Genomic DNA, 22,091 nt, shown 5'->3' with positions numbered 1-22,091 from the left:
TGGGTCAAGGGTGCGACATCTCGTCCGCCAGGTAGTTCTCGTAGGCCCGCGTGGCCGATGCGCTGCCGGCAAGTTCCGGATCGAGCGTGAAGAGATCCTGCGCGCGGCCGATGCCGCGCAGCGCGTAGCGTCCGGTCGACACCAGATAGCGGCGACCTTCGTCGTCGAGCCCCTCGCAGAACTCGGAGGATGCCAACAGTTCGCGATCGACCGAGCGGCACATCGAGGCGATGCGGCTGACCTCGTTGACGGCCGGTCCCACGACGGTGAAGTCGAGCCGGTCCTCGCTGCCGATATTGCCGTAGAACACCTCGCCGACATGCAGGCCGACATAGGCCGAGGTGACGGGCCGTCCCTCGCCGGCGCGCCGCGCGTTCAGCTTCATGATGTTCAGCCGAAAGCGATGCTCGGCGCGCAGCGCAGCGTGACGGGCCGAGGTCATGTCGCCGCCGGTGAAGATCGCCAGCACGCCGTCGCCGATCAGCTTCAGCACGTCGCCGCCCGCCTCGTAGATCGCGTCGATCGATGCCTCCGCATAGTCGTTGAGCAGCGGGATGATCTCGTCCGGCGAGATGCTCTCGCTGATCGCGGTCGAACTGCGCAGGTCGGAGAACCACAGCACCGCATTGATGCGCTCGGTGACACCGCGGGAGATCCGGCCGCGCAGCACCTGCTCCGACGCATCGCGGCCGAGATAGACGCGGCCAAGGGTTCGCACGATATCGACCTGCTGCGCGGATTTGATCGTCAGCGCGAGCAGCGGGACCAGGTCGCGCAATGCGCCGACCTGCGTGTCGGTGAAGCCGCCGTCACGTCGCGTCAGCCAGTTGGAATAGAAGCAGTCCATCTGGCCGAGCGTGCCGGCTTCCCCGAACCGGTGCACGAAGGCGAGATAGTGCCGATGTCCCTGGGCGGAAAGCTCCTCGATGACCGGAAAATCGAGATGCGCACAATTCGTGAAGTCGATGCTGAACTCGTCATGGCCGTTCTCCAGCATGTGGTGGAAGACCGAGCGCCGCCAATTCTGTGCCGCCTCTCCCTCATTGCTGGAGCCATATTCAAAGCTGTCGGCTTCGTTCGTGTCGAAATCGTTCCAGCGGAAGCCACGCCCCTCGAAAATCGGATGCAGCGTATCGATGATCGCAAGGCTGCGCGACAATTCAAGCCCGGCCACGCGGCAGCGCTCGCAGAAGCCGCGCAGGATCTCATTTTCCGGCATGCCGGTCAGGCTCTGAGCCACGAGCCAGTTCGCCACTTCGAGACGGGTCGCCGTGTCCATGGTTTCAGCTCACCAACGCGTCACGATCCGGAAAGCTTCAGGCAGGCCGGCTCACCACCTCGCCGTCCTCCTTGGTGAAGGAGGAGACGGGATGATCGAGCAGGTCGAGCACAAGTTCGGACGGGCGGCAGAGCCGCGCGCCCTTGCTGGTCACCACGATCGGCCGGTTGATCAGGATCGGATGCGCGAGCATCGCCTCGATCAGCTGGTCGTCGGTCCATTTGGAATCGCCCAGCCCAAGCTCGGCATAGGGCGTGCCCTTTTCGCGCAGCACGTCGCGCACCTTGACGCCCATCGCGTTGATCAGCGCAATCAGTTGCTCGCGGCTCGGCGGGCTTTTCAGATATTCGATCACCTCAGGCTCCTCACCCGAGGCGCGGATCATCGCGAGCGTGTTGCGCGACGTGCCGCAGGCCGGATTGTGAAAGATCGTCACGGGCATGGGCTGTCCAGTCGTTGCGTTCCAAAGGCACATTCCCGTGCCATGCGTCTCACCCCACGCATCGTGTCCCTGATGGTGCGGCCGCGATGCGGGAAATGGTCACTGTTACCACGGCGCCGCCGCCGGCCGGAATGGGAACTCCGCCGGTCGAGGGAAATCGCCGGCGCGCTGTGCAGACTGGCTGGCGGGAGCTGACCCATCGCGGCTCACACCACGTCGGCAGGAGCGAGCTTGCAGGCGCAGCCATCGGCCTCGATCTGCAGGGTCGGATGCTGGATGTTGAAGCGATGTGACAGCTCGGCGCAGACGCGATGCAGGAATGCATCATCCGTTCCGCCTGCCCGTACCAGATGCGCCGTCAGCGCGGTCTCGTTGGTGCTCATCGCCCAGATGTGGAGGTCGTGCACCTCGCTGACGCCGTCGAGGGAGGCGAGATATTCGCGCACCTCCGGAAGCGCGATGTCGCGCGGCACGGCGTCGAGCGCCAGATTGACGCTGTCGCGGGCGAGATCCCAGCCACTCAGGAGCACGACGAGCGCGATGACCAGGCTGACCACCGGATCGATCCACAGCCACCCCGTCCAGATCGTGACCAGCGCCGCGACGACCACGCCGAACGACACGGCGGCATCGGCGGCCATGTGCAGGTAGGCGCCGCGAATGTTGAGGTCGGTGTCGCGGCCGCGCATGAACATCATCGCGGTGGCGCCGTTGATGGCGATGCCGAGCGCGGCGACCCACAGCACGGTGGTGCCGGCCACCTCGCCCGGATTGCGCAGGCGATCGAACGCCTCGACGGCGATGCCGCCGACCACCACCAGCAGCAGCCCCGCATTGATCAGCGCCGCCAGGATCGAGGCGCGGCGATAGCCGTAGGTATGGCGGTCGGTCGGCCGCCGGCCCGCCAGCCATAGGGCGCCCCAGGCCAGGAGCAGCGACATCACGTCGGACAGATTGTGGACGGCGTCCGAGATCAGTGCCAGTGAATGCGCGGCATAGCCGAACACAAGCTCGGCGATGACGAAGGCCGTGTTGAGCGACACGCCGATCGCAAAGGCCGCACCAAAGCTCACCGGCGCATGGCTGTGGCCGGCATGGCCGTGGGCATGTGAGGGGCCATGATCATGGGAATGGTCATGGCCGTGATGATGAGAATGCGAGTGCGCCATCCAACGTGCCCCCGGGCGATCGCGCACCTCGCGATCGCCCGCTGCCTGATATAGACGGCCGCTCGACGGATACTATTACGTCGCTACTCGATCGGCCGGTTGAACTTGTTCGACTTCGGCAGCCCCTGCGCGATGCGCCCGGCATCGGCGCGGTTGCCGCGGTAGTCGGCCAGCTCCTTCCAGCTCAGCCCCTGGTCGCGGCCGGCGGAATCCTTCCAGGCCAGTCCCTGCTTCTGCTCGAAGGTGGTGACGTCGGAGAGCTGCGCGCTGGTGTATTTCTGCAGCCGGACGCCGCGGCCGCGCGCCATCTCCGGCACCTGGTCGAGCCCAAACACCACCATCTTGTGGTTGGTGCCGATGACCGCGACCTGATCGCCCGCGACCGTCGTGATCGCGCGCGCTTCCGCCGGCGCGGTCACGTTGAGCACCTGCTTGCCCTTGCGGGTGTTGCTGACACAATCCTCCTCCTTGACCACGAAGCCCTGACCGTCCGAGGCGGCAATGAGGAACTTGCGCTCCCCCTTGTTGACGAACATCGACACGATCGAAGCGTCCTGGTCGAGATCGATGAACATGCGGATCGGCTCGCCGTGGCCGCGCCCGCCGGGCAGCTTGCCGACGTCCAGCGAGTAGAACTTGCCGTTGCTGGCGAACAGCAGCACCTTGGAGGTGTTCTCGGCGAAGAACGCCTGGCCGAGCTGGTCGTCGGTCTTGAACTGCAGGTTCGACAGGTCGGCGACGTGGCCCTTCAAGGTGCGCACCCAGCCCTTGTCGGAGACGACGACGGTGACCGGCTCGCGCTCGATGAAGGCTTCTTCAATAGCGGCGAGATCGTGCTCAGGCGCGTCGGCGAAATTGGTGCGGCGCTTGCCGAGCGGCGTCTTCGGCCCGAACATGTCGCGGACCGTCTTGACCTGCTCGCCGACCTTGGCCCATTGCAGCTCCTCGGATCCGAGCAGCGCATTGATGCCCTTCAGCTCGCCGCGCAGATTCTTGTCCTCGGTGCGGATCTCCATTTCCTCGAGCTTGCGCAAGCTACGCAGGCGCATGTTGAGGATGGCCTCGGCCTGCACCTCGGTGAGCTTGAACGTCTTCATCAGCACCGGCTTGGGCTCGTCCTCGGTGCGGATGATCCTGATCACCTCGTCGATGTTGAGGTAGGCGATCAAATAGCCACCGAGAATCTCCAGCCGGTTCTCGATCTGCTTCTTGCGGTAGTTCGAGCGCCGCAGCAGCACGTCGCGCAGATGGTCGAGCCATTCGCGCAGGCACTCGGCCAGGCCCACCACCTTGGGGATGCGGCCTTTGATCAGCACGTTGAGGTTCAGCGGAATCTTGCTCTCGAGATCGGTGAGCCGGAACAGCGATTCCATCATCAGCGCCGGATCGACGTTCTTCGACTTCGGCTCGATCACGAGCCGCACGTCCTCGGCCGACTCGTCACGGACGTCGCCGACCAGCGGCAGCTTCTTCTCGTTGAGCAGCTCTGCGATCTTCTCGACCAGCCGTGACTTCTGCACGAGATAGGGAATCTCGGTGATGACGACGATCCAGGTGCCGCGGTTGCCCTCCTCCTGCTTCCACTTGGCGCGGACACGGAACGAGCCGCGGCCGGTGGTGTAGGCCTCGATGATCGACTCCTTGGAATCGATCACGGTGCCGCCGGTCGGGAAGTCCGGCCCCTTCACCCAGCGCAGCAGCGCGCGCGACTTGGCGTCAGGCTTCTCGATCAGATGCAGCGCGGCGTCGCAGAGCTCCGCGGCATTGTGCGGCGGAATCGAAGTTGCCATGCCCACCGCGATACCCTGGGCGCCGTTGGCCAGCAGGTTCGGGAAGCCGCCGGGCAGTACGACCGGCTCCTTCGACTGGCCGTCATAGTTCGGCCGGAACTCGACGCCGTCCTCGTCGATGCCTTCCAGCAGCAGCCGCGCGACGTCGGTCATGCGCGCTTCGGTGTAGCGATAGGCCGCCGGATTATCGCCGTCGATATTGCCGAAATTGCCCTGGCCGTCGACCAGCGGATAGCGCGAGGAAAAGTCCTGCGCGAGGCGGACCATCGCGTCGTAGATCGCCTGGTCGCCATGCGGATGGAACGAGCCCATCACGTCGCCGACGATCTTGGCGGATTTCTTGAACGCCGTGCCCGGGTCGAGCCGCAGCAGCCGCATGCCGTAGAGGATGCGCCGGTGCACGGGCTTGAGGCCGTCGCGCGCGTCCGGCAGTGCGCGGTGCATGATGGTCGAGAGCGCGTAGGCGAGATAGCGCTCTTCCAGCGCATCCCGGAGCGTCACCTCGTGAATCTCGGCTGGTTCCGGCGGAATCAGTGATTTTCCCATTCGCGTTGAGCTTTCAGTGGGTTAGCCCTTGAGCCTGAGCTAGCGTGAACGATTTGGGAACAGGCTTTATGCGATGATGCGCTGGGGCGCAATGTCGGCCCTGCCCGGTTCCCCGAGGAAAAAGCCGGGACTTCGGCCGCGGAACCGCAACCCGGCCCGAAAATCATGCAGTTCACGTGACGCCGACGCATGTCGCAACGCTCACGGATTGAGCAGCCGACCCGCGTCCCGTTGAGGTGCAACGATGTCGCACACGAGTCTGTGTAGCTGAGATCGTCACCCGCCGTCGCTAAGGTGACGGCGCTCATCCTCGCCGACGCAACGGCCCTGCGAGGAGAGCCATCGCGCCGCGCCTTGAACGCGGCAGATCCCATCCAGTGAGAAAGGCAGATGCTCCATGGGCTCAGGATTCGTGACGACATCGGACGGCACGCAGATCTTCTACAAGGACTGGGGATCGGGCCAGCCCATCGTCTTCCACCACGGCTGGCCGCTGTCGTCCGACGATTGGGACGCGCAGATGCTGTTCTTCCTCGACAAGGGTTTTCGCGTCATCGCGCACGACCGGCGCGGTCACGGCCGCTCCAGCCAGACGGAGACCGGCAATGAAATGGACACCTACGCCGCCGATGTCGCTGCGCTTGCCGCGAAGCTCGACCTGCGAGACGCGATCCATGTCGGCCACTCCACCGGCGGCGGCGAGGTCGCGCGCTACGTCGCCAAGCACGGCAAGGGCCGCGTCGCCAAGGCCGCGTTGCTCGGCGCGGTGCCACCGATCATGCTGAAGACGGCGAGCAATCCCGGCGGACTGCCGATCGAGGTGTTCGACGGCTTCCGCACGGCGCTCGCCGCCAACCGCGCGCAATTCTTCCTCGATATTCCGACCGGCCCGTTCTACGGCTTCAACCGCGACGGCGCCAAGGTTTCCGAAGGCGTGATCCGCAACTGGTGGCGCCAGGGCATGATGGGCGGCACCAAGGCCCATTACGATTGCATCAAGGCGTTCTCGGAGACCGACTTCACCGAGGACCTGAAGGCGATCGACGTGCCAGTGCTGCTGATGCACGGCGAGGACGACCAGATCGTCCCGATCGACGATTCCGCGCGCATCGGCATCAAGCTGTTGAAGCACGGGACCTTGAAGACCTATCCGGGATTTCCGCATGGCATGGCAACGACGCATGCTGATGTGATCAATGCCGACCTGCTGGCCTTCATCAAGGGGTAGCTCGATCATTGCACTTCGCCGAATGCGCATTCCGATGCCGATGAAGCGATAGATCTCAAATCTTGCTCGTCATGGCCGGGCTTGTCCCGGCCATCCACGCAGCACTGCACACGCCGAACGACGTGGATGCCCGGGACAAGCCCGGGCACGACGAGTTCGGGGCTACCATTGATCCACTATCTCAATTTCCGCGTTGGAGACGTCGTCCTGCCTTCTCGCGACGCGCTCCGCGCCCGAGCTATCAGGATCGATCACCCTCATCTAACAGAGGGCGCAGGGAAGGCCGGACCTCGACTGAGGCCCGTGGCCCGCCTGCGAAAAAAATGCAGGCGGCAGGTACCACAGGTCAGCCGGACGACCCGGCCCTCCCTGCGCGATGGGCTTACGAGTTATACGCAGTCTCCCCGGTGTCCGGCTTGTGAGCCACCGTCGCCCCTGGGATCATCACCCACGGACTTGGCGCCAGCATCGGGGCGCCAGGACGCTGCGATTTCCTCGTCCTGCCGGACACGTTCGTCCGCGCGCACATGCACGCTGCGATCCGACAGGCCACCGCTCCCCGCTTCCTACGTCTCGTGACGATCGCGATGCGCCCCTCATGTGGAGGCGGGATGCGCGGAAACATCGTCCTGATTTGCCCGACGACACAAGCCGTGCGGACTGCGGCAGATTGGCTCGACGGGCAATTGGCGCATGGGAGATCGTTCAATTCTGCATATCAGAAACGGGACCGCACGCAGCTCAGCGCGACCGCGGGAACCGATAGCGCCCAAGGCGCGTTCTCTCCGCATCAACGTAATGCGTATGCGATATCAACCGAAGCACGACCTGCTGGCGGGCATCTTTGCATGAAGAATTTTTCCGATGCGTCCTTTTCGCCTGACGTCATCGCGCTGATGACCGAAGCCCTCAACGCGTCGGTCGCCGCGCTGCCTGAGCCGGTGAGTTCGACGAACGTGAACCTGCTTGCGGAAGCCGTGCTGCGGGCCGCCAAGGCCGGCGAGCGCGACGTCACCGCGATGCAGCGGCTCGCGCTGCTCGAACTGCAGATCATGCCGCGCATGTAAAGCGGATCACAGGCTTTCCTACAGCCGTAAGGCATTCCCAACGCGCTCACTTCGGGACCTCTTGGTTCGAGATGCGCCGCACGCGGCGCTCCTCACCATGAGGACATCGGATCGCGCCTGACGCGCCGCCGGCCTCCTTCTTCCATCCCCCGGCCGCTGCGCCACGTCCCACCCGTTCGCAATTGACAAATCTATTCGTCAATGTCTAATTCCTATCACCGCCGACAGAGCGGAGCAAAACGGGGAGGATCTTCATGCGACGGCAGCTGCTCGCCTGCGCGTTCCTGGCAACGACATCATTCATCGCGACAGGCGCTTCAGCCCAGGTTTCTGACGACGTGGTGCGGATCGGCGTGCTCACCGATCTCTCGAGCTGGGGACGCGACAACAGCGGGCCGGGCTCGGTCGAGGCGGCCAAGATGGCGGTCGAGGAGTTCGGCCCCAATGTGCTCGGCAAGCCGATCGAGATCATCAGCGCCGATCACCAGATGAAGACCGACGTCGGAACGACGGTCGTGCGCGACTGGTTCGACAACGGCAAGGTCGACGCCGTCGTCGACATCCCCAACTCCGGCATCGCGATTGCCGTGCACAACATGGTGCGCGAGCACAACAAGATCGCGCTGCTGTCCGGTCCCGGCGCGAGCTCGCTGACCGACGAGCTGTGCAGCCCGAACACCGTGCATTTCACCTACGATACGTATGCGCTGTCCAAGGTGACGACCTCGGCCGTGATCGGCCAGGGCGGCAAGTCCTGGTACTTCATCACCGCGGACTACGCCTTCGGCCAGCAGTTGGAGAAGGACGCCACGCGCTTCATCAAGGAGCTCGGCGGCACCATCCTCGGCGGCGTCAAGCATCCGACCAACACCGCCGACTTCTCCTCCTTCGCGCTGCAGGCGCAGAGCTCCAAGGCCGACGTCGTCGCCTTCGCCAATGCCGGCCAGGACACCGACAACGCGATCAAGCAGTCCGGCGAGTTTGGCCTGGTGAAGGGCGGCCAGAAGCTGGTGGGCCTCCTGATGTTCGACACCGACGTGCATGCGATCGGGCTCGAGGCAGCGCAGGGCACCTACATGACCACGGCGTCCTATTGGGCGATGGACGAGGCCACCCGCGCCTGGTCGAAGAAGTTCTACGCCCGCGCCAAGGTGATGCCGACCATGATCCAGACCGGCGTCTACGGCTCGGTGCTGCACTATCTCAAGGCGATCAAGGCGGCCGGCACCGATGATCCCAAGGCTGTCATGGCGAAGATGCGCGAGCTGCCGATCGAGGACACCTTCGTTCACGGCGGCAAGTTGCGCGAGGATGGTCGGGTCATCCGCGACATGTACCTCGCCCGCGTCAAGAAGCCGTCGGAGTCGAAGGAGCCGTGGGACTATCTGGAGATCGTCAAGACCGTGAAGGGCGAGGATGCGTTCCGGCCGGTCTCCGAGTCCAAGTGCCCGTTGCTGAAGAAGTAGGAGCGCGCGCATGAGCGGAGCCGATACCAAGGACGGCGACAGCTATGATTGTGACGTGCTGGTGGTCGGCTCCGGCGCGGCCGGGCTGTCAGCGGCGGTTACCGCCGCCCATGCCGGGCTGAAGGTCCTCGTCACCGAAAAGGAGCCGCGGTTCGGCGGCACCACCGCGCGCTCCGGCGGCTGGCTGTGGATCCCCGGGACCTCGCTGGCGAAGGCGTGGGGCATCGACGAGCCGCCCGAGCTGGCGCGCAGCTATCTGCGTCATGAAGCCGGCAACAGTTTCGATGCGGCGCGGGTCGATGCGTTCCTGAGCAAGGGCCCGGAGGCGGTCGACTTCTTCATCGGCAAGACGGCACTCAAGTTCGACATGCCGCTGACCTTCCCTGACTATCACGCCGAGGCGCCGGGCGGCACGCAGGGCGGCCGCTCGATGGTGACGCGGCCGTTCGACGGCCGCGAGCTTGGGCGTCACATCGAGGATCTCGGCCAGCCGCTGCCCGAGCTCACCGTGTTCGGCATGATGCTCGGCTCCGGCAAGGAGATCATCCATTTCATGCGCGCGACCAAGTCGCTGGCGTCAGCGTTCTACGTCGCCAAGCGGCTGTCGAAACATGCGCTGGACGTGCTGCGCCATGGCCGCGGCATGACGCTCACCAACGGGAATGCGCTGGCGGGGCGGCTGGCGAAATCCGCGTTCGATCTCGGCATTCCCCTGTGGCTGTCGTCGCCTGTGGCGGAGCTGATCCGCGACGGCGATGCCGTGCGCGGCGCCGTGGTGACGCGGCAGGGCCGGCGCATCCGAGTGAATGCGCGGCTCGGCGTGGTGCTTGCCTGCGGCGGTTTCCCGCATGATGTCGAGAGGCGCAAGGCGATGTTTCCGCATGCGCCGACCGGCCAGGAGCATGTGTCGCCCGGCCCGGTCGGCAACACCGGCGACGGCTTGCGGCTGGCGGAAGCGGTCGGCGGCCGGGTCGAGGACGGCCTGCCGCATGCGGCGGCCTGGGTGCCGGTCTCCGTCACCACGCGCAAGGACGGCAGCAAGGGCGTGATGCCGCACTTCATCGACCGTGCCAAGCCCGGCGTGATCGCAGTGACCGCGGACGGCGTGCGCTTCGCCAATGAAGGCAATTCCTACCACGACTTCGTGCAGGCGATGGTCAAGGCGGCCAAGCCCGGCCGCGAGATCGCTGCCTGGCTGATCACCGATCACCGCTCATTGCGCCGCTACGGCCTCGGCTGCGTACCACCGTTCCCGATGCCGCTCGGGCATCATCTCAGCACCGGCTATCTCAAGCGCGGCGCGACGCTCGCCGAGCTCGCGCGCGTAGCCGGCATCGACGCGATGGCGCTGGAAGCAACCGTCGCCGCCTTCAACGCCGATGCGGCGCTGGGCCAGGATCCGACCTTCGGCAAGGGCTCGCGCGCCTACAATCGCTACCAGGGCGATGCGCTGCACGGGCCGAACCCGTGCGTGGCGCCGATCAAGGACGGGCCGTTCTACGCGATCAAGATGGTGATCGGCGATCTCGGCACCTATGCCGGCATCCGCACCGACGAGCATGCCCGCGCGCTCGATGCGCAGGGCCAGCCGATCGAGGGGCTGTATGCCGCCGGCAACGACATGGCGAGCATCATGGGCGGCAACTATCCCGGCGCCGGCATCACGCTGGGCCCGGCGCTGACCTTCGGCTACATTGCCGGCTGGCATCTCGCCGAACGCGCCAGGCAAAGGAGCCCCGCATGAGCGACAGTCAGATGTTGGCCGGCAAGCTCGCGCTGGTGACGGGCGCGGCGCACGGCAATGGCCGCGCGATCGCGCTGGGGCTCGCCGGCCGCGGCGCCGACGTGATCATCACCGACATCGACTTGGAGGGCGCCGAGCGCTGCGCCGCCGAGATCCGCGATCACGGCCGCAAGGCGTGGGCACATCGGCTCGACGTCACCGACGCCGCGGGCTGCACCGCATTGGCGGCGCAGTTGCGCACCGAGGTCGGCGCCATCTCCATCCTCGTCAACAACGCCGGCATCATCATTCGCGAGGGCATCGATTCAGCCCGCGCGCCACAGAACTGGCAGCGCGTGCTCGACGTCAATCTCAACGGCGTGTTCAACGTCACCTACGCGTTTCTCGCCGCGTTGCGCGCGACGCGCGGCACCATCGTCAACATCGCCTCCGTCGCCTCGTTCATCGGCATCAGCAACACGCTCGGCTACTCGCCCTCCAAGGGCGGGGTGAAGTCGCTGACTCAGGCGCTGGCGCGCGAGCTCGCCGCCGACGGCATCCGCGTCAACGCGATCGCGCCCGGCGTGATCGCCACCGCGATGACGGAGTCGACCCGCAACGATCCCGAGCGACTCGCCGGCTTCATGAGCCGCACGCCGCTCGGCCGCGTCGGCCAGCCCGAGGAGCTCGCGGGCCCCGTGGCGTTCCTGGTCTCGGACATGGCGTCCTACGTCAACGGCGTGACCTTGCCGGTCGACGGCGGCTTCCTGGCGGTGTAGGCACGGCGCCGGACCAGGGGGCACAACGAGACATGGGACGAGAGAGCCGCGGCATCCAGTCGATCGAGGTCGGCGGCACCCTGCTGCAGGCACTGGCGCGCAGCGGCGAGCCGATGATGCTGCGCGACCTCGCGCGCGAGGCCGGGCTGCCGCCCGCCAAGGCGCATCCCTACCTCGTCAGCTTCTCGCGCATCGGTTTGATCGAGCAGGACGAAACTACCGGACGCTACGAGATCGGCCCGCTCGCGCTCGAGCTCGGCCTGATCAGCCTGCGGCGGTTGTCGGCGGTCCGGATCGCGACGCCGAAGATCGCCGCGCTCGCCGGGGCCATCGATCACGCGGTGTCGCTCGCCGTGTGGGGCACCAACGGCCCGACCGTGGTGCGGCTGGAGGAGCCGAGCCATCCGGTGCACATCGTGATGCGCGTCGGCTCGATCATGGCGCTGCTGGAGACGGCAACCGGCCGGGCCTTCGCGGCGTTCCTGCCGCCCAAGACCGTGAAAGCCGCGCTCGACACCGGCCTCGATCGTCTCGGCGTCGGCTACAATCCCAAGCGCTCACCAAAGAGTCCGAAGGTCGCCGAGATGCTGGCCGAGGTGCGCGCGCAGGGGCTCGCGCGCGCCGTCGGCGATCCGCTGCCCGGCGTCAATGCCTTCGCCGCACCGGTGTTCGATCACGCCGGCCACGTCGCGCTGGTCATCACCGCGATGGGCCCGGCCGGCACCTTCGACGCCGGCTGGCAGTCACCGCTGGCGATGCGGCTGCGTGCCTGCGCGGCCGAGATCTCCAAGCAGCTCGGCCACGGCATCGCGCAGCCGTGAGCCTCAGGCCGCGACGGAGCGCTTCTCCGGCCACGGCTCGGCCCACGCCGGCAGCCGCATCAGGCCATCGAGCCAGCGCACGATGTTCGGAAACGACTCCATCGGCATCTCGGCCTCGCGCCAGTCGGTCGCCATCGAGGCCGCCGCGAAATCGGCGATGGTGAGCCTGTCGCAGGCGATGTGGCTGCGCGCCCGCAGATGCGCATCGAGCACGGCTGCGAAGGTCTTCAGGTTGGCGACCTTGCCGGCCAGCGCGGCACGGTCAGGCACACCGAGGCCGAACGTCTTTCGGACGATGTGCTCGAAATAGAACGGTCCGACCGCCGGCGCCCAATGGCAGTCGTTCCACGCCAGCCAGCGCAGCACCTCGATCTGCTCCTGCGGATCGCGCGCCGGCCACATGTCGCAGCTCTCGCGGATGCAGAGGTGCGCCATGATGGCGGTCGACTCCCACAGCACGGTGTCGCCGTCGACCAGCACCGGCGCCTTCATGTTGGGGTTGAGCGCGGCGAACTCCGGCGTCTTCATCCGGCCGGTGATCTCGATGAACTCGGCGGGAACGCCGAGATGCTTCACCAGCGCCAGCACGCGGCGCGGCGCCTGGGCCTTGATCCAGTAGATCTTCATGACGGGTCTCCATCTCCTGTGCCTTGAAGACGAACGTAGCAGCACCGGATCGACAGTGACGGAGCAAAAATTCAGCGGCGGTTCCGCCGACTCGTACGGTTCCCGTAGCGTCACATCGCGCGCACCGCCGCCCGTGCGGTGAGAATGCACCCCGGCAGGAACGTACCCTCCAGCGAACGCTTGCCCGACGCGCCGCCGCCGCCGAAGCCGGCCGCTTCGCCGACCGCATAGAGGCCGCCGATCGGCGCACCCGTGGTGTCGAGCACCCGGCTCTGCAGATCGGTCTTGAGGCCGCCGAGGCTCTTGCGGGTGATGAGTTGCATGTGAATGGCGATGTAAGGCCCGGCGCCCGGCGCCTGCAGCGGCGCAGGCTTGCAGGTGCGGAGCTTGTCGGGCCCCCATTGCCGCGCGTGCAGGATGCGGCGCAACTGGTCGTCGTTGTGGAGCTTGTCGCCATTCCCAAAGTTCGCGTCGAAGGCGTCGGCGGTGGCCTGCAGCACCTCCGGCTTCACGTCGCCGGTGCCGGTCAGCGCATTCATCTTGGCGGCGAGACCGGCCAGCGTCTCGTCGACCAGGAAGTGCCGGCTCTCGCGCTGCATCTGCCTGACCAGGCGATGATTGCCGAACAGGGTCTCCTTGAGGAACATCGGCATCTGCCGGTCGCGGATGCGCGGATTGTGCTCGGCGCCGGAGATGGCGAACTCCTTGGCGGCGATGCGCCAGTTCAACAGATGCCACGTATACGGTTTCTCCTGCGCCGCGACGCGCTGGCACAGATCATGGGTGTCGAAGCCGGTCACCAGCGGCTCCGGGCCGATGCGCTCGCCGCGATGGTTGAGCCATAGCGCCGATTTGCACGGCACCAGCGACAGGCCATGGCCGTCGAAATGCGGAAACGGATGCGGGATGCCGGCGGCGTAGTTCCACATCTCGCCGGCATGCGTGATCTCGGCGCCGAGCGCCTCGGCCGCGTGGTGATGCAGTTTGCCGTCGGAGAACGGATGCGCGCCATTGAGCATCGCCTGCGGCAGCGGCCGGCGCTTCACCCAGTTGGCGCGGGCCTCCGCATGGCTGCCATTGAGGCCGCCCATCGCCAGCACTGTCAGCGGCCCGGCGATGCGGATTTCGGCGCCCGTCTCCTCGTTGACGGCGACCACGCCCGATACGGCGCCGGCAGCGCGATCGAGGCTGACGACGCAGTGACGGTGCAGCACCATCAGCCGGCCGCCGCTATCGGCCGCACGCATCGCCTCGATCATCACGCGCGTGAGCCGCTGCGAGGTGCCCCAGACGATGTGATAGCGCGGCAGCGCGTTGCCGTTGCCGTGCCGGCCGCGCTCGACCCAGTTCACCGCCGGCATGAACGTCACGCCGTGCGCCAGCAGCCAGTCGTAGACCTCGCTGCGCGAATGCGCGACGTAATAGCGGGCCCATTGCAGCGGCCAGTGTTCGGCGGCGTCGAGCTCGCCAAACCTGATCCAGTCGCGCAACGCGATCTCGGGCGTATCCGGGATCTTCATGCGCGCCTGCAACGGCGTGCCGACCAGCGCCATGCCCCCGAACGCCCACAACGCCAGCCCGCCGAACCGCTCGGGCGTGTCCCGGTCCACGATGGTCACCGACTTGCCGGCGCGCAGTGCCTCCAGCGCGGTGACGATGCCGGCGAGACCGCCGCCGGCGATGACGACATCGGATTGCAGCGTCGCGCTCATGTCACGGCGCGATCTTGCGCTTGAGCATCCGCGCCACCGGCAGCGGGACGCGGTCGAGCGATCCCAGGAGGTGCGGCAAAAGCTTCAGCTTGAGGCCGGTCAGCGCCGGCGGCACCATGGCCTCGATCAGATGCGGCCCCGGCCGCGCCAGCGCCCCCTGCAACGCGGTGGTGAATTCGTCCGGCGTGCTGACGCGGGTCGCGCGCACGCCCATGCCGTCGGCGATCTGCGCGAGCTTGAGGACCGGTCCGTGAAGGTCGAGCTGCGCCCGCGCCTTCGGTCCGATCTCCTCGGCGCCGACCCGCTCCAGCTCGACGTTGAGCACCGAGTAGGACGCATTGTTGAAGATCACGGCGGTGATGTTGAGCCGCTCGCGCGCGATCGTCCACAACGACTGGATCGTGTACATCGAGCTGCCGTCGCCGATCAGCGCGATCACCGGCCGGTCCGGACAGGCGATCGCCGCCCCGATCGCATTCGGCAGCCCCTGCCCGATGGCGCCGCCGGTCAAGGTGATCAGATCGTGGCGCGGCGCGCCCGCGGTGAATTTCGACAGCATCAGGCCGGAGCTGATCGCCTCGTCGACGATGATGGCGTTCTCGGGCAGGAGATGACCCACCGCCTTGCAGACCTTTTCCGCGGTGAGCTTCTTGCCGCGCGGACGCCCGGGCCGCGAGGCCGGCGACAACGCCGGCGTGGCGCGCCCGGCCTCCAGGGCGGCGGCAAGCCTGGTCAGGCTGCACGCGGCGTGCTGCGCCGGCGTCGACAAGGTCAGCACCTTGCAGCCGTCATGCGGCAGATAGCTCTTCTTGCCGGGATAGGCGAAGAACGACACCGGCGCCTTGGCGTCGACCAGGATCAGCGTGTCGATCTCCTTGAGCTGGACCTGCGCCATCTCGGCGAGATAGGCGATGCGCTCGACGGCCGGCAGGCCCGCTCCACGCTGCATGCGCGTCGGAAAGGTTTCGGCGTAGACCTTCACACCGCAGGCCGCGGCGATGCGCGCGGCCGCCAGCAGCGATTCCTCGTGCAGCGCCGTACCACCGAGCAGAAGCGCGCTGCGGCCGCCCGCCTTGATCGCCGCGGCGACGGCCTGCACGGCGGAATCGTCAGCGGGCGCCGGCGGCTCGATCACCGGCGCCGGCTCGGCGACGCCGCCCTCACCCCAGGACACGTCGGCCGGCAGGATCAGCGTCGCGACCTGTCCGGGCCAGGAGCACGCCGCCTTCACGGCCGCCACCGCGTCGCGGCACAGCTCCGATGTCACCTGTGAGGTCCAGACGAATTCCGGCGAGACGTTGCGCGCGACGGTCTCGATATCGGACTGGAGCTGCGCGTCATAAGGGACATGATAAGTGGCGTGGTCGCCGACGATGTTGACGACGGGCACCTTGCCCTTGCGCGCATTGTGCAGATTGGCGAGGCCGTTGCCGAGGCCGCAACCGAGATGCAGCAGCGTTGCCGCGGGCGTGCCGGTCATCCGGGCGTAGCCGTCCGCCGCACCGGTCGCCACCCCTTCGAACAGGCACAGCACGGCGCGCATCTCCGGCGCGGAGTCCAGCGCGGCGACGAAATGCATCTCGGAGGTGCCAGGATTGGTGAAGCAGACCCGAATGCCGGAATTGACCAGGGTCCGTATCAGAGCTTGTGCGCCGTTGGGCATGAGAAAAGCCTGTTGCGGGGAAACTGCCGCAGCTCGGGGCGACTTGGCCGGCCCCGCCATGGCATTTCCCCTGTTTATATTTGCGCCATTTTGGAATTGACGGTCTCAGAAATCCAATGAATTGTTATGGCTTGATCAATGACTTCGGTGCATCGATGTACACTCCCACCCTGCGCCAGCTGCAGCAGTTAGTCTACCTCGCGGAAGAGCGGCATTTCGCCCGGGCGGCCCAGCGCGCCCACGTCACGCAGTCGGCGCTGAGCCGCAGCTTGCAGACCCTGGAGGACGCCGCCGGGATGCGGCTGTTCGACCGCAGCTCGCGCTCGGTGGAGATCACACCGGTCGGCGAGCGACTGGTGGCGCGGGCCCGCTCGCTCCTGTCGAGCGCAGACGACCTTGGCCGCGAGATGCGCCTGCTGCGCTCGGGAGATGCCGGCGAGGTGACGGTGGGCGTCGGCGCGTTCACCGGGCTGACGCTTCTGCCGGATGCCATGGCGCGGCTGTATTCGGAGCACCCGTCCGTGCGCATCATCGTGGTGCAGGACAATTGGCGCGCCCTGATGGAGGTGCTGCAGCAAGGAAAGCTCGATTTCTTCCTCGCGCACATCACCGACATCCGCGCCGACGACAGCCTCGACATCGAGCCGCTCGGCGGCCTTCCAGGACACTTTTACTGTCGGGCAACTCATCCGTTGGCGCGCCGACGGGAGCTTTCGGCACGCGAACTCGCCGGCCAGCACTTCGCCTCCGTTGCGCTGCCACCGGAATTCAGCAGGCGCTTGGAAGCGCTCATCGCTGCGCCGGAGGGCCGCGGCTTCGACGTCGCGCTCGAATCCGAGAACGCGAGCCTGCTGGTGCAAATGGCCATTCGGTCCGACATCGTGCTCGTCGCGGGCGATGCCGTTCTCACCCACGAGCTGGCCTCCGGGCAGTTGGTCCGCCTGAACGTGGCCGAACTGAAAGAGCCGCGCGCGTCGGACCTGCTGATGGCGCAGTTCGGCATCCTGCGGCTGAAGGGACGGACCCTATCGCCCGCAGCGATGATGCTGATGGACCTGGTGCGCGCGCAAGCTGCGCGAACGCTGACCGGACCACGCCGGCCGCCCGCTCCCCGCGTCGCACGTGACATGCATCGGTCTCGACCCGTCCCACGCAAGAAGCCGAGCACAACCGGACGTAATCAATCGCATCATCCCACCAGGGGCAAAGCCTGACTCGGTCGCCGGCCTTGCGCAATCATCTGCTGGCCGCGCTGCGGGACAGCTCCTGCAGAAGCCGTATCGCCTGCTCTCCCTGCGCTTCCGAGACGAACAGGTGATCATGATGAAAGGCCGAGACAGCGTTGACGCTGATGCCCGCCCCTGCGAGGCAGGTCGTGACCGCGGCGAGGAAGCCGACCGCATCGAGCTCTGATAGCACCGACAGCGTGATCAGGCGCGCGACGAACTGATACGGCAGCCCGACCTGCTCGGCGTCCTCGCGCCGGACGATCAGCGTGATCCCTTCGCGCTCTCGAAACACCATCAACGGCGTCAGCTCGACCGGGATGTCGTGATGCGTATCGACAGTGCAGAACACGAACAGGCCGTCCTGCAGCTCCGGAGCCATTGTGCGCAGCAGCGCATCGAGGTTGGGTTCGCCCGCCATGGATCCCAGTCAGTTCGCCGCGAGGCGCTCGCGACCATGCGGCACGGTGAAATCCTGCAGCGGCCCGACCGGGACGATGCCGGTCGGGTTGATGGTGCGATGGCTCTCGTAGTAGTGCCGCTTGATGTGCTCAAAATTCACTGTCGCGGCAATCCCCGGCCATTGGTAAAAATCGCGCGTGTAGGCTGAAAGATGCTGATAGTCGGCGATGCGGCGGATGTTGCACTTGAAGTGGCCGACATAGACGGAATCGAAGCGGATCAGGGTCGTGAACAGCCGGATGTCGGCCTCGGTCATGGTGTCGCCGAGCAGGAAGCGGCGGGTCGACAGCCGCTCCTCCAGCCAGTCGAGCGTGGCGAACAGCGGCCCGATCGCCTCCTCATAGGCTCCCTGCGTGGTCGCGAAGCCGCATTTGTAGACGCCGTTGTTCAGCGTGTCGTAGACGCGCACATTGATGGCGTCGATCTCATCGCGCTGGGCTTGCGGATAATAGTCACCTTGCCTGGCGCCGACGCCGTCGAACGCCGAGTTCAGCATGCGGATGATCTCGGATGACTCGTTGTTGACGATGGTGCGGTTTTGCTTGTCCCAGAGCACGGGCACGGTGACGCGGCCGGAATAATGCGATTCCGCGGCGGTGTAGACCTGATGCAGAAGGCCGGCGTGATTGACGCTGTCGGCCACGACGCCCGGCCCCTCGGCAAACGTCCAGCCCTGCTCGCGCATCAGCCAGTGCACGACCGATACCGAAATCATGTCATCGAGCCCCTTCAGCGCGCGCATGATCAGGGTGCGGTGAGCCCACGGGCAGGCCAGGCTGACATAAAGATGGTAGCGGCCCGCTTCGGCCTCGAAGCCGCCGGTGCCGGACGGGCCCGGACGGCCGTCAGCCGTGACGAAGCTACGGAACGCCGAATCCTTGCGGATGAAACGGCCCCCGGACGCCGCCGTGTCGTACCAGACGTCGTGCCATTGGCCGTCGACCAGGACTCCCATGACGCTCTCCTCCCACAGCGTGGCCTGGGCGGAGGGCCGCAATGTGCCGCCCTTTTGCCTTGGCCCCTCGCATGACAGGAGTACACATCACTCCGCCGCTGCGCCAGCGGAGAGCCCGCGCTTCAAGGCACGGCTCCGCCGAAACACGCGGTCACGACTGGAACGGGATGGTGCGGCCCGGCTGCGCCGCCTGTTCCCGCGTATAGGAGACGCCGTGCACCTTCACGCCCGCGGCATTCAACAGGGTGATGATTCCGCCGCGGTTCGACAGCGCGACCGGCGCGACGATGGGCACCACCAAGGTGGCGCCGCGCGCGATCGTGCCGCTCAGTTGCATGGCGTTCTTCTGCCTGTCCTTGATCTGCCAGCCGGTGAGATCGACGTCGACATCGGCGGTGTTCAGCAGCGTGACCGTCTCCTGCTCCGGCGTGCGCACGTCGTTGACATAGGCCGCGATGATCCGCACCAGCCCATCGGGCACGTCGAGCGGCGGAATGTGGTCACGGTCGGGAGGCGTATGCGGCGCGTTCGGGTGATCGGGATCGGGCGGAAGGATGACCCCTCCGCTGGCATCGTCCGAATGCCAGGCCTGGGTCTGGAATTTCAGGAAGACGGCGACCCATTGCTGCTGGTCGGGAAACTCGAAGAGCAGTCCGCCATCCTGCCAGGGACCGTTGTCCTTGGCGTATTTGCCGGGCGGATTGCCCTGGTTGAAATGGATGTCGTGGATGCCGCGGCCTGGCTTGAAGCCGAAATAGCGGTCGGCCTTGTCCTCCGGTCCCCATGCGACGCCGAAGGCGTAGATGAGAGCCGTCTCGTCCGACATGGCGCGCTGAACGTAGGCGTCGATCTTCTCGTTGAGATCGTTGTCGGGGCCCGCGGCCGACAGCGGCAGCGGCTTCAGCTCCCACGGCTGCATCAGATTGCCCCGGATGAAGTCGAGCGCCACGCCGCCGGGCTTGCTCTCCAATGGATGCAGCCCTTCCGAAAACGCCTTCAGGCCATCGACGATCGGATGTTCGAAGCGCGAGCGGACCAGGAATTCGACCTCGCTGCCATCCTGGGAGCGGACATTGATGGCGATGCGATAGAGCTCACCGTCGGCGGAGACCTGCACCTGATAGTGCGGACTGCTTCCCGTCGCCAGACGATTGTTGATGGGCCGACCCTTGAGAAGCGAATAGTCGTTCAATGGCATGGTCGTCTCCAACTCTGTCCGTAACGATATCTAGGACGAGAACAGCAATCGATCGCGTTCGGCCTGCGACCCCTCGACATAGAAGCGCTCGAACCAGGCCGGCTTGCCGGACAATGCGGTCGGCTTGCGCAGCGTGATCGCGGCAGGCGCGGATGCAGCGCGCTGCCGCTCGGACTTGCCGTGGAACGCGTCGCGCATCCGGTTGCGAAACTGCAGGTGATCGAACACGCGGGTGGCCTCGATCGCATAGGACGTGGCGATCTTTCGGTCCTCGATCATGATGAGATGGTCGCCGTTGCCCTTCTCGCCGCTCGGCGAGAAGTTGCTCGATCCGGTGAACACTTTCGCGGTCGGCAGGCTGAAATCGGTCACCAGGAACTTGTGATGGATGTTACGGCCCTTGCCGCCGGACCATTCGCTGCGGAACGGCTCCGGCGCCTTGCTCGCGAGATAGGCGAAATCGACGAGACCGATCGAGCCGTCGGGCTTGCGCAGCTCCAGGGCGCCGCGCTTGTCGACGGTACCGTAGCTGAAGATCGGCCGCTCCATCACGCGGTCGAACGCCTCCTTGGTCGGACCGTCACCGAGCTGGCTCAGAAATGCGACCGAGTAGAACACCGACGAGGTGGCCTGATCGATCGCGGCCCGGATCGGATTGAGCGAGAGATCAGTGGCCTGATGCGGTGAGAAGCAGAGCTGTACGGTCGGCTTTCCCTCGGTGTGGACGGCGTGCCACTTCTTGGAAAAATCATTCGTCCGGAAGGCCGAGGGGTCCTCGAAGGCGATGTCGAACATCTCGCCGAACAGCCCGGCGACATCAGGCGAATGAAAAACCAGCATGTTGTTGGCCTGAATATAGAGGCCGCGGAAGGTGAAATTGGTCGAGCCGCACAGCACCTTCTCGGGCTTGCCGTTGCGGCGCGTGATCAGGACCTTGTTGTGCTGGAGATTGCTGAAATGCGTGCGCAGCACGGCAGCACCCGCCTGCTTGAAGCGCTTGGCGCTGCGCGATTCCGCGCTGCCGGGCAGCTTGTGGCTGTTATCCTTGGCGTTGGAGTCGTCGATGATCGCGCGCAGCCGCGGGCCGAACTGCTCCAGCAGACCGATCACGTCGGGCTCATTGAGGTCATAGGCCATCACGTCGAGCGTGAGCCCGGGATCCGCCAGGGCTTCTTTCAAGAAGCCGAACAGGAGGTCGTAGGCCTCGAATCCCAGCCACTCGTAGACGCTGTCGCCGGCCTCGTTGGCGAGGTCGAGCTTCTCGAAGCTCGGCCCGTCGCGGCTCTCGACGGGGATGATCTCGGCATTGTTGCCGAACTGATCGCGATAGGCCTGAGACGAGGCGAAGTTGCGGGTGAAACCGATGTCGATGAGGCCATCATAGGTCACGGCGCTCTGCGTGATGTCGAGCGAGAGGCTGGTCCCTGCCACGAGCGTGCCGTCGTTGCGCATGTGCTGCTTGGCGACGCGATACGTATAGACTCCGTCCTTGGGCCGGTAAGGAAAATGGATCCAGCGGAATTTCTGGAACGGCGCCTCGGTCGACGGGAAATTCCGGTTGCCGTCGACCTCCGCGCCGGCCCCGGCCGGATAGGAAAACGCGATCCTGTTGCGCAACTGGGAAAAATCCCGCGCGCCCGGCGACTTCACCTCGATCGAGAATCCGACCAGATCGGGTTCGGGCTCGGCGACGTCGAAGCCGATCATCGTCATGCGCTCTCCACGCCACAGCTTGGACGTGAACCCGTTGCTGGATTTGCTGTTCTCGAAATCGCACATGATCGAAATGCCCCACGGTGATGAAAAAAGGCGCGCACGAAACGCATCTCGCCGAAGGGCTACAATCTTCGCCATGAGCCGCGGACGACGCAACCTCAAAATGATGCGAAACTGGTCATCAACCAGGATTGTTGCATGATCCTACGTCGGTCATGTGAA

General features: G+C 65.9%; 18 protein-coding genes. 7 read left to right on the top strand and 11 right to left on the bottom strand.

The window, feature by feature from the left end; translation table 11 throughout:
* Positions 1-4: 4 nt before the first annotated feature.
* The 4 genes from QX124_RS19765 to parC form a co-directional block, all read right to left on the bottom strand.
* Positions 5-1,279, bottom strand: a complete 1,275-nt coding sequence (locus QX124_RS19765; RefSeq protein WP_315798025.1) for an adenylate/guanylate cyclase domain-containing protein — start codon at positions 1,277-1,279, stop codon at positions 5-7.
* 37 nt (positions 1,280-1,316) lie between these two features.
* A complete protein-coding gene (arsC, locus tag QX124_RS19760; protein WP_315775174.1) occupies positions 1,317-1,721 on the bottom strand; it encodes an arsenate reductase (glutaredoxin) in 405 nt (134 codons plus the stop codon).
* Positions 1,722-1,927: 206 nt separating this feature from the next.
* Positions 1,928-2,890 carry a cation diffusion facilitator family transporter gene (locus QX124_RS19755; RefSeq protein WP_315740237.1) on the bottom strand — a complete coding sequence of 321 codons (963 nt, stop codon included), beginning with the start codon at positions 2,888-2,890 and terminating at the stop codon, positions 1,928-1,930.
* Between the two features lie 83 nt (positions 2,891-2,973).
* The gene (parC, locus tag QX124_RS19750) at positions 2,974-5,226 is read right to left on the bottom strand and encodes a DNA topoisomerase IV subunit A (RefSeq protein WP_315740238.1); all 2,253 of its coding nucleotides are present in this window, start codon (positions 5,224-5,226) and stop codon (positions 2,974-2,976) included.
* A 397-nt stretch (positions 5,227-5,623) separates the two neighbouring features.
* Between parC and QX124_RS19745 the strand changes: the two genes are divergently transcribed.
* From QX124_RS19745 to QX124_RS19720, 6 genes are all read left to right on the top strand, one after another.
* The gene (locus QX124_RS19745) at positions 5,624-6,454 is read left to right on the top strand and encodes an alpha/beta hydrolase (protein WP_315798024.1); all 831 of its coding nucleotides are present in this window, start codon (positions 5,624-5,626) and stop codon (positions 6,452-6,454) included.
* 611 nt (positions 6,455-7,065) lie between these two features.
* The gene (locus tag QX124_RS31895) at positions 7,066-7,521 is read left to right on the top strand and encodes a hypothetical protein (protein WP_409997716.1); all 456 of its coding nucleotides are present in this window, start codon (positions 7,066-7,068) and stop codon (positions 7,519-7,521) included.
* A gap of 254 nt (positions 7,522-7,775) precedes the next feature.
* Entirely contained in the window at positions 7,776-8,987 is a 1,212-nt protein-coding gene (locus QX124_RS19735) for an ABC transporter substrate-binding protein (protein ID WP_315798023.1), read from the top strand.
* Between the two features lie 10 nt (positions 8,988-8,997).
* Entirely contained in the window at positions 8,998-10,731 is a 1,734-nt protein-coding gene (locus QX124_RS19730; RefSeq protein WP_315798022.1) for an FAD-dependent oxidoreductase, read from the top strand.
* A complete protein-coding gene (locus tag QX124_RS19725; RefSeq protein ID WP_315740242.1) occupies positions 10,728-11,489 on the top strand; it encodes a glucose 1-dehydrogenase in 762 nt (253 codons plus the stop codon). The genes QX124_RS19730 and QX124_RS19725 overlap by 4 nt, the downstream gene beginning before the upstream one ends.
* A gap of 32 nt (positions 11,490-11,521) precedes the next feature.
* The gene (locus tag QX124_RS19720; protein WP_315775181.1) at positions 11,522-12,310 is read left to right on the top strand and encodes an IclR family transcriptional regulator; all 789 of its coding nucleotides are present in this window, start codon (positions 11,522-11,524) and stop codon (positions 12,308-12,310) included.
* Positions 12,311-12,313: 3 nt separating this feature from the next.
* On the opposite strand, the gene QX124_RS19715 is transcribed toward QX124_RS19720, so the two are convergent.
* From QX124_RS19715 to QX124_RS19705, 3 genes are all read right to left on the bottom strand, one after another.
* Entirely contained in the window at positions 12,314-12,937 is a 624-nt protein-coding gene (locus QX124_RS19715) for a glutathione S-transferase family protein (protein WP_315798021.1), read from the bottom strand.
* Between the two features lie 110 nt (positions 12,938-13,047).
* Positions 13,048-14,649, bottom strand: a complete 1,602-nt coding sequence (locus QX124_RS19710; protein ID WP_315798020.1) for an FAD-binding protein — start codon at positions 14,647-14,649, stop codon at positions 13,048-13,050.
* 1 nt (position 14,650) lies between these two features.
* Positions 14,651-16,312, bottom strand: a complete 1,662-nt coding sequence (locus tag QX124_RS19705; protein ID WP_315798019.1) for an acetolactate synthase large subunit — start codon at positions 16,310-16,312, stop codon at positions 14,651-14,653.
* Between the two features lie 155 nt (positions 16,313-16,467).
* Here QX124_RS19705 and QX124_RS19700 point away from each other — a divergent pair, with 155 nt between their 5' ends.
* Positions 16,468-17,526, top strand: coding sequence for a LysR family transcriptional regulator (locus QX124_RS19700; protein ID WP_315798054.1), 1,059 nt, complete (start codon positions 16,468-16,470; stop codon positions 17,524-17,526).
* Positions 17,527-17,548: 22 nt separating this feature from the next.
* Here QX124_RS19700 and QX124_RS19695 read toward each other — a convergent pair whose 3' ends face one another.
* From QX124_RS19695 to QX124_RS19680, 4 genes are all read right to left on the bottom strand, one after another.
* Positions 17,549-17,959: an ACT domain-containing protein gene (locus QX124_RS19695; protein WP_315798018.1), complete on the bottom strand. Its 411-nt coding sequence runs from the start codon at positions 17,957-17,959 to the stop codon at positions 17,549-17,551.
* Positions 17,960-17,968: 9 nt separating this feature from the next.
* On the bottom strand, positions 17,969-18,955 hold the full coding sequence (locus QX124_RS19690; RefSeq protein ID WP_315784459.1) for a glutathione S-transferase family protein: 987 nt from the start codon (positions 18,953-18,955) through the stop codon (positions 17,969-17,971).
* Between the two features lie 151 nt (positions 18,956-19,106).
* Positions 19,107-20,153, bottom strand: a complete 1,047-nt coding sequence (locus QX124_RS19685) for a DUF2278 family protein (protein ID WP_315740249.1) — start codon at positions 20,151-20,153, stop codon at positions 19,107-19,109.
* Between the two features lie 30 nt (positions 20,154-20,183).
* Positions 20,184-21,866 carry a phospholipase D-like domain-containing protein gene (locus QX124_RS19680; RefSeq protein WP_315798017.1) on the bottom strand — a complete coding sequence of 561 codons (1,683 nt, stop codon included), beginning with the start codon at positions 21,864-21,866 and terminating at the stop codon, positions 20,184-20,186.
* Between the last annotated feature and the right edge of the window lie 225 nt (positions 21,867-22,091).

The organism is Bradyrhizobium sp. SZCCHNRI3043 (assembly GCF_032377735.1).
Classification (GTDB): Bacteria; Pseudomonadota; Alphaproteobacteria; order Rhizobiales; family Xanthobacteraceae; genus Bradyrhizobium.
Note: the sequence above shows the minus strand (reverse complement) of the source record. Positions and strands in the feature narration are given on the sequence as shown.